Origin of the sequence: Halomonas sp. LBP4, from assembly GCF_003202205.1 — a bacterium.
Lineage (GTDB): Bacteria > Pseudomonadota > Gammaproteobacteria > Pseudomonadales > Halomonadaceae > Halomonas > Halomonas flagellata.
Genome location: NZ_PDOG01000001.1, coordinates 1 through 12,003, shown reverse-complemented (window position 1 = coordinate 12,003; position 12,003 = coordinate 1). Strand labels below are relative to the sequence as shown.

Sequence of the window (12,003 nt, the reverse complement as noted above, 5' to 3'; positions counted from 1 at the left end):
CCAGGTCGAACCAGCGTTAACATCTCCGGAGGCATGGTGAATAAGGCCCGCACTCGCTGGTGGTGCGGAGAAGGCGGCAACGCCGTACTCAACGTTGATCACGTAGGAACATCATGAGCGAAAGCTTTGCTGAACTGTTTGAACAGTCTCTCCAGGACATCAACATGGAGCCGGGCGCCATCGTCGCGGCTACCGTCGTCGACATCGATGGTGACTGGGTCACCGTCAATGCCGGCCTGAAGTCTGAAGGTCAGATTCCCGCGGCGCAGTTCCGCGACGAGAACGGCGAACTGAACATCGCCGTCGGCGACGAGGTTCACGTCGCCCTGGAAGCCGTCGAGGACGGTTTCGGCGAGACCCGCCTCTCCCGCGAGAAGGCCAAGCGTGCCGAAGCGTGGAAGATTCTGGAAGCGGCCTTCGAAAAGGACGAGATCGTCAAGGGCGTGATCAACGGCAAGGTCAAGGGCGGCTTCACCGTCGACGTCGACTCCATCCGCGCCTTCCTCCCCGGCTCCCTGGTCGACGTGCGTCCGGTGCGCGACACCACGCACCTCGAGAACAAGGAACTCGACTTCAAGGTCATCAAGCTCGACCCGAAGCGCAACAACGTCGTCGTGTCCCGTCGTGCCGTGCTCGAGGCCGAGAACAGCGCCGAGCGTGAGGCCCTGCTCGCCACCCTGCAGGAAGGCCAGCAGATCACCGGTATCGTCAAGAACCTCACCGACTACGGTGCCTTCGTCGACCTCGGTGGCGTCGACGGCCTGCTGCACATCACCGACATGGCCTGGAAGCGCATCAAGCATCCGAGCGAGATCGTCGCCGTGGGCGACGAGATCAACGTCAAGGTGCTGAAGTTCGACCGCGAGCGCAACCGCGTCTCCCTGGGCCTGAAGCAGCTGGGCGAGGATCCCTGGGTCAACATCAAGGATCGTTACCCGGAAGGCACCAAGGTGCACGCCACCGTCACCAACCTCACCGACTACGGCTGCTTCGCCGAGCTGGAAGAGGGTGTCGAGGGCCTGGTCCACGTCTCCGAGATGGACTGGACCAACAAGAACATCCACCCGTCCAAGGTCGTGCAGGTCGGCGACGATGTCGATGTCATGATCCTCGACATCGACGAGGAGCGTCGTCGTATCTCCCTGGGCATCAAGCAGTGCACCGCCAACCCGTGGGAGACCTTCAACGCCGAGTACAAGAAGGGCGACCGCGTCTCCGGCACCATCAAGTCGATCACCGACTTCGGTATCTTCATCGGCCTGGAAGGCGGCATCGACGGCCTGGTGCACCTCTCCGACATCTCCTGGACCGAGACCGGCGAAGAAGCCGTGCGCGGCTTCAAGAAGGGCGATGAGGCCGAGGCCGTGATCCTCTCCATCGACCCGGAGCGCGAGCGCATCTCGCTGGGTATCAAGCAGCTCGATACCGACCCGGTCGCCGAGTTCCTGGCCGTCAACGACAAGGGCACCATCGTCACCGGCCGCGTGGTCGAGGTCGACGCCAAGGAAGCCCACGTCGAGCTGGCCACCGATGTGGTCGCCGTGCTCAAGGCCTCCGAGATCAGCGCCGACCGTGTCGAGGACGCCCGCAACGTGCTGAACGTCGGCGACAGCGTCGAGGCTCGCATCATCGGTGTCGATCGCAAGAACCGCCAGATCGCCCTGTCCATCAAGGCCAAGGACCAGGACGACACCCGCCAGAACCTCAAGAAGCTGCGTGAAGAGAGCCCCGAGAGCGGTGGTCCGACCACCATCGGCGACCTCATCAAGCAGCAGATGGGCCAGGACTGAGCAGGCGAAGCGGAAGCGAGGCATCGGCCTGCCTCCGACGAACTTGCCAGCCATGAAGGACGCCGCCCCTCGGGGCGGCGTCTTTTTTTCGACAAGTCGGCTGAGTTCAAGGATACCGCGACTGTTGCTCCCCGAGTGGTAATCCGGGCGTTGCTCTTCTACAAATAACTGTGCCGCGATACTTCCAACTCGACTCTTGATATTAAACGAGTCGCTATCCACACTATTGTCATGAACCCTTTAAGCGTTCATAATTACCCACGCATCCCGACACCCGAAGAAGGAATACCTAAATGTCCCTGCTCAGCGAATACATGCAAATGGAACAGCAGCTCAAGCAGCTCCAGGAGAACATGGAGAAGCTGCAGAACGACAAGCGCCTGAAGACCGAACTCGAGTTCAAGGAAAAACTCGAGGCGTTGATGCGCGAGTTCGACAAGAGCGCTGCCGAAGTCATTGCGCTGCTCGACCCCAAATCCACTGCGGCTTCCGCCCCGAAGGCAGTGGCGGCCGGTGGCCGTCGCAAGCGCAAGCTGAAGATCTACAAGAACCCCAACACCGGTGAAGTCGTCGAGACTCGCGGTGGTAATCAGAAGACCCTCAAGGCGTGGAAGGACGAGTACGGTAACGACACCGTCGAATCCTGGTTGGTGCGCGTCGAGGAGTGATCCTCCGCCCCGCCCGTTATATGTCAAGCGCCGCCCTCGAGGCGGCGCTGTCGTGTCCGTAACCGCGATAAGCTACGACGCCGACGCGGGCTCCAGCAGTGGCAGTTGAAGCTCCAGACCCGCCGTCGTATGCAGCAGTCGCGGCGCCTCGCCGTTGAAGTGCACGCCCTTCTCGGGCAGCGAGCGAGCGACCAGGAAGCGTACGGCCGTGGGGAGTTGCGCCATCTCGCCGAACGTCAGGCAGGCGCAGCGCCTGGCCGGCAGTTCGATCAGGCGGAAGGGCAGGGGCAGGGCCACGTCGGTGGTCGCACCATGGGCCACCTGCACGCCGAGATCGGTGCGCGGCATGTCGCTGGCCAGGGGCTGGTCATGCAGCAGGGCGATGGGCGTGGCCTCGCTCAGGCGGTCGGGCAGCGCATCGTCGACCTCCAGGTGCTGCTGCCATGCCGCCGGGGTGTCGATCGCCATGCTCGGCGCGTAGAGGCGGGTCACGATCGCCTCCTGCGCAGGTGTCAGGCGGAGTTCGACGGCAAACTCCCTGCCCGTGGCCGGATCGCTCCGGCGCAGTTGCAGGCGCTGGGCCCGCCGGAAGTCGCGTGGCGAACGCTCGTAGCGGCGCTGGAAGGCGCGACTGAACGCCGAATGGTTGCGATAACCGCATAGTTCGGCAATCTGCCTGACGCCATGGGGGGTGTGCACCAGCAGCCGGGCTGCCTTCTCCAGGCGCAGCAAGTCGCGGTAGGCGCCGGGTCCTATGCCGAAACGCTGGCGGAAGCGGCGCCGGACCTGGGAGGAGGAATAGCCGAGCCGCTTGGCCAGGTCCTCGATACCCAACTGACTCTCCAGGGTCTCCTGCAGCCAGATCTCCGCTCGCATCATGTCGTTGCCCATGGCCTGGCCTCATCCCTTGAGATCACATACTCGAGCCGACCAGATGCCGTGCTCGCCGACAGGGATCTCCCGCCTGTCGCCGTTCGCAAGCGCGCCGGGCAGCGGTTCGCCGGGAGCCGAGCCCGGGCCGTTGCCTTCTTCCCTTTCATTAGTTCTTTATGCTTGTCTAAGCGGATAAAAGGCAAGTTCGAGACTTCGGAATGATCGATTGAGCACATTATGCGAGGGATCGAAGCGACGGCGATGACCGCCGGAGTCCGGTGGCGAGCCGCAGCGAGTGGCGAATGCCCCTTCGCCACGGGCGCCAATGACGGTATACTCAAGATAGGACATCATGCGTGAGCGTCGACCCCGATTCCTTTCCCGCCCCGTCGACCTCCTGACACCACTGGTAGCGAATGAAACAGCAGACTTCTCGAAAACCCATGGACGAGCGCGAGAAATTGCGCAAGTTTCGCGAACTCGACGACGCCTTCGCCGAAGCATTGCGCGAACTCGAAAGCCCCGGCAGCACGTTCGACATTCCCACCGGGCCGCCCGTGCGCTCCCTGGAAGCCCAGGAGCAGGACGACGAGGCTCGCCAGCAGGCCTTCGAGCAACGCCTCAAGGCGCTGATGAACGAATACGCCCAGCCCGCCGAAAGCGTCAGCAGCCTGTTGCAGACGCTGAAGTCCCTCGGGCGCATCGCCTGATACCCGTCAAATGCCCCACTGCCCTGTAGGAGCGCAGATTTTCTGTGCGATTGGCGCCGTAGGCGCCTCGGCGGCAATCGCCGTCGCCCCGAACGATCACCGATAGCGGAATACCCGCAGGCTCGGCAGGAAGGGGGCGTCTTCCAGGCGTTCGTCGCTGCGCCGCGCCCGGGTGCGGCTCTCGGGTGGCGTCGGCGGGGGCTGGTTGTGGTCGGGCAGGCGGCCGTCGGGCGAGGGCACGAACAGTGGCAGCGCCACGTTCAGCGCCCGGCGCGTGCGGCCATCCTCCAGCGGTTCGCGAAAGAACAGGTTGGCCCGCATCAGCGGCGCCTGGCGCTGCACCTGGGCCAGGGGTTCGCCGTCCGGTAGGCCCGCCAGCTTGCGCAGCTGGATCCGCACATGGGGCGCCTCCGCGTCGAGCTTGAGCAGCTTCTGCTCGGCCTCGCGCACGCTCAGCCGCTTGATGGAGCGCCCGCTCGAATACCAGGCCAGCCGTACCCGCGCCACCGGGGCCTCGGCCACCGGAATCGCCCGCCAGCACTGCTTGAGGTGCAGCCGCGCCAGCCCGCGGCCGCGCAGGTGATCGTGCAGCGCCGGGTGGCGGAAGGGCAGCACCGTCTTGATCTCGGGGATCAGCGCCGGCACCTGGTCGCGAATCTGCGCGAGCAGCGCGGCGAAGGCCGCCTTGGCCGCATTCACCTCGGCGACCCGGGCCAGCAGCGCCTCGCCGGCCGCCACCAGCCCGACATGGGCGCGCGTCGCCCGGCCGTCCTGGCCATCGTGATACCAGAAATCCAGCAGTGCCTGGCGCAACCATGGCACGCTCGCCGGCTCCGCGCCGAAGGCCCAACTGGCCCCCGGCGCCTGGTGGTAGGCGCCGAGCAGCACCTCGGTACGCTGGATCAGCGTATCGAAGGCCGCCTCCAGCTCGGCCAGCAGGCGATATTCGGGCTTCTGCAGCCCCGGGGGATGCGCCAGGCCAAGGGGCCGCCTCCCGGCGGTCACTGCAGGCCACCGTCCCGGTCGGCCTGGGCGAGCAGGGCGTCGAGATCCATCTCGTCCATGGCCGGCTCGCCGGTGATGCGGTGCGACTCGTCGGCCCAGGCGCCCAGGTCCAGCAGCCGGCAGCGCTTGCTGCAGAAGGGGCGGTAGGGGTTGTCCTCGTTCCACAGCACCTTCTTGCGGCACTGCGGGCAGGCGACTTCCAGCGGGCGATTCGTTCGTTGCGACGTCATGACTCTCGGTCTCGGTTCGGGGTTCGAGGGTGGGGCTCGGTCATCGTGGTGGATGAGAGCCTGCCAGGTGCCGGTAGCGCCGGTCCAGTTCGGCGACCTGCGCGGCCAGCGCCTGCTCGTCACCCCCATTGTCGATCACGTCGTCGGCCAGGGCCAGGCGTTCGGCGCGCGGCATCTGGGCGGCCAGGATGGCGCGGGCCTGGGTCTCGTCGACCTCGTCGCGGGCGGCGGTGCGTGCGATCTGCAGCGCCTCGGGCACGTCGATCACCAGGCTGCGGTCGACCAGGCGGTGCTGGCCCGACTCGAACAGCAGCGGCGAGACCAGCAGCACATAGGGCGCGCCCCGGGCCTGCAGGCGCTCCAGGTGGGCCAGCAGCCGCTCGCGGATGCGCGGGTGAGTCACCGACTCCAGCCAGCGCCGCTCGGCGGGATCGGCGAAGACGATCTCGCGCAGCGCCCGGCGGTCCAGGCGCCCGTCGGCCAGCAGGACCCGCCGGCCATGGCGCGCGGCGATCTCCGCCAGCGCCGGCTCGCCGGGCTCGACCACCTCGCGGGCCACCTCGTCGGCATCCACCCAGGGTATGCCCAGCGCCGCGAAGGCCCTGGCCACCGTCGACTTGCCCGAGGCGATCCCGCCGGTCACACCGATGATCAAGCTAAGTCCCCCTTGGGGTCAGACCCCAAAATTCGCTTAGGGGTCTGACCCCAAGGCGCGGTTAATAGAGCAGGCCGAGGTAGGCGGCCATCAGCGGCTCGCCGGCGAGCAGGGCGATCCAGCCGGCCACCACCAGGTAGGGGCCGAAGGGCATCGGCGCGCCGCGCAGCCGCGGGATCGCCAGCTGCATCAGCACGCCGACCACGGCGCCGGCGCCGGCCGAGAGGATCAGCACCAGCGGCAGGCTCTGCCAGCCCAGCCAGGCGCCCAGCGCGGCGAGCAGCTTGAAGTCACCGTAGCCCATGCCCTCCTTGCCGGTCACCAGCTTGAACAGCCAGTAGAAGCTCCACAGCGCCAGGTAGCCGGCCATGGCGCCGATCACCGCCGAGGAGAGCAGCAGCGGCTGGAACAGCAGCTGGTAGAGCAGCCCGGCCCACAGCAGCGGCAGGGTGAGCAGGTCCGGCAGCAGTTGGGTACGCAGGTCGATCACCGCCATCGCCAGCAGCGCCAGGCAGGCGCCGAGGATGAACAGCCCCTGCCAGCTCGCCCCGAAGATCGCCACCACCGCCAGCGTCAGCGCGCCACCGGCCAGCTCCACCAGCGGGTATTGCGGGCTGATGCGCGCCTGGCAGCTGGCGCAGCGCCCGCGGCGCTTGAACCAGCCCAGCAGCGGGATGTTGTCGTGCCAGGCGATCGGCGCCTCGCAGGCGGGGCAGATCGAGGGCGGCGTCACCAGGTTGAAGCGCGGCGTCTCCTCGGTGGGCAGCTCCAGCGCCTCGCGGGCCTCGGCCCGCCAGCCCTGCATCAGCATCACCGGCAGCCGCGCGATCACCACGTTGAGGAAGCTGCCCAGGCAGAGGCCGACGACGGCCGCCAGCGGCCAGAGCAGGGGAGAGGGAAGATCAAGCAAGTAGGGTTCCTTCAGTCGATGAGTCCTGACAATGACAAGGCAGCTAGGTGCGAGTTGTTTGAGGAAGCTTGCTGGGACGCGATTGACAATAATCCAGTTCCCAGCGGGACATGATGCGTGACTCCTGTGTCATACGCAGTTGCGGATGGCGGTCGAGCAGCAGCTGGCCCTCGCTCAGAATGCTCCAACCCAGGGGGATGGGACAAATGGCCAAGTCCACCACGCTGATCTTGCCCTCGCGCAGACCGAGTTCCCGTTGCCAGTCCAGGGCGAGCAGCTCGGGGCGAAGGCGTCGCTCAAGCGGGTTGGTGATCCAGTCGGTAAACGCCACTGCCAGGTCGTAATCGCTGTCCACGCCGTCATCTCCCCTGGCGCGGGAACCATAGAGCCACAGAGCGGCGATATCGTCACACGACCCGGCCAGCGCCACCAGCTCGGCCAGCACGACATTCTGGTTGGGCATTCTGATCTTTCCTCCCGCGCGGTCGGTTGGCTCCCAGCCTACCATCATCCTGCGGCGCTCGGCGCTCGGCGCTCGGCGCTCGGCGCTCGGCGCTAGATCACGCTCCCCAGCTCGAAGATCGGCAGGTACATCGAGATCACCAGGCCGCCGACCAGCACCCCGAGCACCACGATGATGAAGGGCTCGAGCAGCGAGGTGAGGGTGTCGACCTTGTTGTCGACCTCCTCCTCGTAGTAGTCCGCCACCCGGTTGAGCATGGCGTCCAGCGAGCCGGCCTCCTCGCCAATGCCGACCATCTGCACGGCCAGCGGCGGGAACCGTTCGGTCAGGCGCATGGCGAAGTGCAGCTGCTGGCCGGAGGAGACGTCCTCGCGGATCTGCTCGATGGCGCGCTCGTAGACCTTGTTGCCCGAGGCGCCGGCGGCGGTGGTCAGCGCCTCGACCAGGGGCACCCCGGCGCCGAAGGTGGTGGCCAGGGTGCGCGAGTAGCGCGCCACCGAGGACTTGTCGAGGATGTCGCCGAGCACCGGGATCTTCAGCGACAGGGCGTGCATGCGGTAGGCGAAGGCCTCGGAGCGCTTCATGCCGGCGCGGATGAAGAAGATGAAGGCCGCCACGCCGAACACCATCCACCACCAGTACTGCTGGGCGAACTCCGACATGGCGATGGTCATGCGGGTCGGTGCCGGCAACTCGGCGCCGAAGCCGTGGAACAGGCTCTCGAACTGGGGCACCACCTTGATCAGCAGCAGGGCGGTGACGCCGAAGCCCACCGCGATCACCGCCGCCGGGTACCACAGCGCCTTCTTCACCCGGCCCTTGAGCGACTCGATCTTCTCCTTGTAGGCCGCCACCCGCTCGAGCATGCGGTCCAGCGAGCCCGACTGCTCGCCGGCCTCCACCAGGTTGGCGAACAGGCGGTCGAAGTACTGGGGATGGCGCCTGAGCGCCTCGGAGAAGCTCGAGCCCGCCGCCACGTCGTTCATCAGCTCCTGGACCAGGGCGCTCATCGCCGGCTTCTTGAGGCTCTCGGCCACCACCTGGAAGGCCTGCAGCATCGGCACCCCGGCGCGGATCATGGTCGCCATCTGGCGGGAGAAGAGCATGATGTCGCGGGGCTTGATCTTGCCCATGCCGCCGCCCAACCCGCCCTTGCGGCGGATCGTCTTGACCATGATGTTCTGGCCCGAGAGCTCCTTCTCCACCTCGGCCTTCTTGGCGGCGATGATCTCGCCGCTCACCTTGCGACCGTTGGGTCCCTTGCCGTTCCAGCGCCAACGATAGAGCTTGAGCTTGTTCGGCGTGCGCATCGTGCGTGTGGCCATGAGTGTTCCCTGCGTTGCTGCTGGTCGTATGTTCTGTTATAGGCCCGGGGGGCTCGATGGTGCTGTTACCGTTCAGGGCGTTCGTGTTGTCGCGCGTCACGCCTGGCCGCCGGGCACCCGGCGGCGCCTCCGTCAGTCCTTGGTCACCCGGTTGACCTCGGCCAGGCTGGTCAGCCCCTGCATCACCTTGAGCAGGCCGCTGCGGCGCAGGTCCGGGTGGCCCTCTTCCCGGGCCAGGGTGTCGAAGTCCATGGAGTTGCCCTGGCGCATGATCAGCTGGCTCATGGCATCGCTGATCGGCACCACCTCGTAGATCCCCACCCGGCCCTTGAAGCCCTGGGTGCAGTGCTTGCAGCCCACCGGCGCATAGAAGGTGGCGCCGTCGACCTCCTCGGCGCTGTAGCCCTGCTGCAGCAGCACCTCCCGGGGGATGTCGGCCGGCTGCTTGCAGCGGCTGCACAGCTTGCGCGCCAGGCGCTGAGCGATGATCAGGCTCACCGAGCTGGCGATATTGAACGGCGCCACCCCCATGTTGGCCAGGCGGGAGAGGGTCTCCGCCGCCGAGTTGGTGTGCACCGTGGAGAGCACCAGGTGGCCGGTCTGCGAGGCCTTCACCGCGATCTCGGCGGTCTCCAGGTCGCGGATCTCGCCGACCATCACCACGTCCGGGTCCTGGCGCAGGAAGGCGCGCAGGGCGCTGGCGAAGTCCAGGCCGATCTTCGGCAGCACGTTGACCTGGTTGACCCCCGGCACCTTGATCTCCACCGGGTCCTCGGCGGTGCAGATGTTGCGCTCCACCGCGTTGAGCAGGTTGATGCCGGTGTAGAGGGTCACCGTCTTGCCGCTGCCGGTGGGGCCGGTGACCAGGATCATGCCCTGGGGCTGGTCGAGCACCGCCTCGTACATGGCGCGCTGCTCGGGGGTGAAGCCGAGCTGCTCGATGCCCATCTGGGCCGAGGCGGGGTCGAGGATCCGCAGCACCACCTTCTCGCCGTAGACGGTGGGCAGCGAGTTGACCCGGAAGTCGATCGAACGGCTCTTGGAGAGCTTGAGCTTGATGGCGCCGTCCTGGGGCAGGCGCCGCTCGGAGATGTCGAGCCGCGACATCACCTTGAGCCGCGCGGCGATCCGCGTGCGCATGGCGAAGGGCGGGTGGGCCACGTCGTGGAGGATGCCGTCGATGCGAAAGCGCACCCGGTAGCTGGTCTCGTAGGGCTCGAAGTGGATGTCCGAGGCGCCGCGGCGGATGGCGTCGAGCAGGATCTTGTTGACGAACTTGATGATCGGCGCATCGTCGCCGGCCGCGGCGCTCACCGCCTGGGCATCGATGGCCTCGCTCTCGCCCTCGTCGTAGGCCAGCTCGCCGATGGCGTCGTCGACCCCCTTGAGCTCGTCGAGCATGCTGTGCTCGCCCTGGCTCAGGTAGTTCTCCAGCGCCGGGCCGAGCTGGTCGACCGGGGCCAGCACCCCCTCGGGGGTGAGGCCGGTGGCGAACTGCAGCTCGTCGAGCTGGGCCAGCGTCGAGGGGTAGGGCACCGCCACCGTCAGGCGGTGGCCGTGGCGCACCAGCGGCAGCACCTTGAGCCGGCGCAGGATCTTCTCGGGGAACTCGCTGGCCGGCGGCAGGCCGTCGGCGCGCAGGGCGTCGAGGTCGATGATCGGCAGGCCGTACTCCCAGGCCGCGGTCAGGGTGGCCTGGCGGGCCGGCACCAGGCCGGACTCGATCACGTGCTCGAGCAGCGACATCTCGGCTTCCCGCGCCTCCTGCTCGGCGCGCACCGCGGCGGGCTCGGAGAGCAGGCCATCCTTCACCAGCCGGCGCGACAGCCCGCGCAGGCCGGCGGCGCCGCGCTGCCCCGCCCCGGCCAGCGGCGATTCGGTGGGCTCGGCGGCCGGGGGTGGCCTCTCGGCGGCAGGGGTGCGGTAGTCGTTCATGGCGCCTCGCGGGTGCAGCAACAGTGGCATCATCCACGATTCTAGCCTCAGGCGGCTACCCCCGCCCAGCGCTTCGCCTCGTCGATTCAGTCTTTTCCTTGATTCAGGATGATGAGCCGCCTGCACGGGCGGGATGAGAAGGCTCAGATTGTCCTTGCAAGGTTGCCATCTGTAATTTAATGTAAGCTGTAGAGTCGAGCCGTCGGGCAGGGCGAGCCGGCTGGCAAGTGACGGTGGCACGCCGTGGGCACCGAGGTCCTGTGGGAGCGCAGCGCTGCTGCGCGATGGCGCAGGCCTCGGCACGACCCCGGCACGCCGCCCAACGCAAACCCGCACGGGCTGCAGAAGTAAGGCAACGGCAGACGGGCCACGGCGGACCGATAGCAAGAGGCAGGGCCATGAAGAGACAAGGCAGGCAACAGATGAAGCATATCAAGACCGGCCAGGGCGGTTTTACCCTGATCGAGCTGATGATCGTGGTGGCGATTATCGGCATTCTGGCGGCAATTGCGATTCCTAGATACATAGACTATACACAACGAGCCCATGTTTCCGAGGGCTTGAATTTAGCGGGTGGTGTGAAGGCTTCTATCGCAGAATCATATTTTTCACAAAACGCATGGCCTGCAGATCTAGCTGCAGCAGGCGTAACTACAGCGCCTACTGGAAACGCAGTGACTGGCATGACTTGGGACGGCGCTACGCAAACGCTAACAATTACTTACGCCGCTCCTGGACCGGCTGGCACACTTCTTCTGGTAGCTGCAGATCCGGGCGGAAGTGTAACTTGGGATTGCCAGTTGGGTACATTGACCGCGGATGTTGTTCCTGCTGACTGCAGGTGATGAATGAAGATTAATCGGGGACAGCCCTTATTTCCCCACCCAGCCTGAATTAACCAGCGGCCGGCTTAATGCCGGCCGTTGGTGTTTGTGCTGCCAGAAACGATATGCCCTGAGCCTGAGATAGAACCGCGGCAGGCGCCAGGTGCGGCGCGGGAAGCGTGGCGGACCTAGGCGGCGCCCCTGTCACGATCGATGTTGCACTGCACAAAAATCCCTGCTACTATGCCCTTCAGCAGAACGGGAATCTCCCGTTCCATCACATTCAGAACCCCGGAGGTTCCCATCATGACCAACGCATTCGCATTCGACGCCAAGCAGTTTGACACCGCCCAGCTCGAGTCCGTGTTCTTCGGCCCGGCGCGTGCCTTCGCCGCCCTGTCCATCGACGTCACCGAGAAGCTGGTCAATACCCAGCTCGAGGCCACCAAGGCCTATGCCGACACCAACCTGGCGCAGCTGCGCAGCCTGGTGGAGGTCAAGGACGCCGAGGGCCTGAAGGGCTACCTGGAAGGCCAGCAGGAGGTCGCCAAGGAGCTGACCGAGCGCCTGAAGGGCGATGCCGAGAAGGTGGTGGCCCTGCAGCAGGAGTTCATC

At 66.2% G+C, this 12,003-nt stretch carries 13 protein-coding genes; 5 read left to right on the top strand and 8 right to left on the bottom strand.

The genetic code is table 11. The features are described from left to right. The first annotated feature begins 113 nt into the window (after positions 1 to 113). Positions 114 to 1,790 carry a 30S ribosomal protein S1 gene (rpsA, locus tag CR157_RS00065; protein ID WP_110281531.1) on the top strand — a complete coding sequence of 559 codons (1,677 nt, stop codon included), beginning with the start codon at positions 114 to 116 and terminating at the stop codon, positions 1,788 to 1,790. 293 nt (positions 1,791 to 2,083) lie between these two features. Further along, positions 2,084 to 2,458 carry a histone-like nucleoid-structuring protein, MvaT/MvaU family gene (locus CR157_RS00060; RefSeq protein ID WP_110281530.1) on the top strand — a complete coding sequence of 125 codons (375 nt, stop codon included), beginning with the start codon at positions 2,084 to 2,086 and terminating at the stop codon, positions 2,456 to 2,458. Between the two features lie 72 nt (positions 2,459 to 2,530). Here the strand turns inward: CR157_RS00060 and CR157_RS00055 are convergent, their stop codons facing one another. After that, a complete protein-coding gene (locus tag CR157_RS00055; protein WP_110281529.1) occupies positions 2,531 to 3,349 on the bottom strand; it encodes a helix-turn-helix domain-containing protein in 819 nt (272 codons plus the stop codon). Positions 3,350 to 3,774: 425 nt separating this feature from the next. Between CR157_RS00055 and CR157_RS00050 the strand changes: the two genes are divergently transcribed. After that, positions 3,775 to 4,041, top strand: coding sequence for a hypothetical protein (locus CR157_RS00050; RefSeq protein WP_240568309.1), 267 nt, complete (start codon positions 3,775 to 3,777; stop codon positions 4,039 to 4,041). 96 nt (positions 4,042 to 4,137) lie between these two features. On the opposite strand, the gene CR157_RS00045 is transcribed toward CR157_RS00050, so the two are convergent. The 7 genes from CR157_RS00045 to pilB form a co-directional block, all read right to left on the bottom strand. Beyond that, positions 4,138 to 5,046, bottom strand: a complete 909-nt coding sequence (locus CR157_RS00045; protein ID WP_258364024.1) for a DNA replication terminus site-binding protein — start codon at positions 5,044 to 5,046, stop codon at positions 4,138 to 4,140. Further along, complete coding sequence (gene yacG / locus CR157_RS00040) at positions 5,043 to 5,276, bottom strand: DNA gyrase inhibitor YacG (protein WP_110281527.1); 234 nt, start codon at positions 5,274 to 5,276, stop codon at positions 5,043 to 5,045. The genes CR157_RS00045 and yacG overlap by 4 nt, the downstream gene beginning before the upstream one ends. 40 nt (positions 5,277 to 5,316) lie before the next feature. Then, positions 5,317 to 5,931 (bottom strand): dephospho-CoA kinase, encoded by a 615-nt coding sequence (gene coaE / locus CR157_RS00035; protein ID WP_110281526.1) that lies wholly within the window; start codon positions 5,929 to 5,931, stop codon positions 5,317 to 5,319. Between the two features lie 61 nt (positions 5,932 to 5,992). Continuing rightward, positions 5,993 to 6,841 (bottom strand): prepilin peptidase, encoded by an 849-nt coding sequence (locus tag CR157_RS00030; protein ID WP_110281525.1) that lies wholly within the window; start codon positions 6,839 to 6,841, stop codon positions 5,993 to 5,995. A 43-nt stretch (positions 6,842 to 6,884) separates the two neighbouring features. Then, positions 6,885 to 7,304 (bottom strand): type VII toxin-antitoxin system MntA family adenylyltransferase antitoxin, encoded by a 420-nt coding sequence (gene mntA / locus CR157_RS00025; protein WP_110281524.1) that lies wholly within the window; start codon positions 7,302 to 7,304, stop codon positions 6,885 to 6,887. Between the two features lie 92 nt (positions 7,305 to 7,396). Then, positions 7,397 to 8,629, bottom strand: a complete 1,233-nt coding sequence (locus CR157_RS00020; RefSeq protein ID WP_110281523.1) for a type II secretion system F family protein — start codon at positions 8,627 to 8,629, stop codon at positions 7,397 to 7,399. 132 nt (positions 8,630 to 8,761) lie between these two features. Continuing rightward, positions 8,762 to 10,564, bottom strand: a complete 1,803-nt coding sequence (gene pilB / locus CR157_RS00015) for a type IV-A pilus assembly ATPase PilB (protein WP_110282761.1) — start codon at positions 10,562 to 10,564, stop codon at positions 8,762 to 8,764. 422 nt (positions 10,565 to 10,986) lie between these two features. On the opposite strand from pilB, the gene CR157_RS00010 reads away from it, so the two are divergent. Together CR157_RS00010 and CR157_RS00005 are read left to right on the top strand one after the other, a co-directional pair. Further along, positions 10,987 to 11,409: a pilin gene (locus CR157_RS00010; protein WP_181421988.1), complete on the top strand. Its 423-nt coding sequence runs from the start codon at positions 10,987 to 10,989 to the stop codon at positions 11,407 to 11,409. Positions 11,410 to 11,694: 285 nt separating this feature from the next. Beyond that, positions 11,695 to 12,003, top strand: a 309-nt coding sequence (locus tag CR157_RS00005) for a phasin family protein (RefSeq protein ID WP_110281522.1), incomplete at its 3' end; no start/stop codon positions are given.

Bases quoted from the DNA above. Each gene is read 5' to 3' on its own strand.
- rpsA (WP_110281531.1), top strand. From the start codon at position 114: ATGAGCGAAAGCTTTGCTGAACTGTTTGAACAGTCTCTCCAGGACATC.
- CR157_RS00060 (WP_110281530.1), top strand. From the start codon at position 2,084: ATGTCCCTGCTCAGCGAATACATGCAAATGGAACAGCAGCTCAAGCAG.
- CR157_RS00055 (WP_110281529.1), bottom strand. From the start codon at position 3,349: ATGGGCAACGACATGATGCGAGCGGAGATCTGGCTGCAGGAGACCCTG.
- CR157_RS00050 (WP_240568309.1), top strand. From the start codon at position 3,775: ATGGACGAGCGCGAGAAATTGCGCAAGTTTCGCGAACTCGACGACGCC.
- yacG (WP_110281527.1), bottom strand. From the start codon at position 5,276: ATGACGTCGCAACGAACGAATCGCCCGCTGGAAGTCGCCTGCCCGCAG.
- mntA (WP_110281524.1), bottom strand. From the start codon at position 7,304: ATGCCCAACCAGAATGTCGTGCTGGCCGAGCTGGTGGCGCTGGCCGGG.
- CR157_RS00020 (WP_110281523.1), bottom strand. From the start codon at position 8,629: ATGGCCACACGCACGATGCGCACGCCGAACAAGCTCAAGCTCTATCGT.
- pilB (WP_110282761.1), bottom strand. From the start codon at position 10,564: ATGAACGACTACCGCACCCCTGCCGCCGAGAGGCCACCCCCGGCCGCC.
- CR157_RS00010 (WP_181421988.1), top strand. From the start codon at position 10,987: ATGAAGCATATCAAGACCGGCCAGGGCGGTTTTACCCTGATCGAGCTG.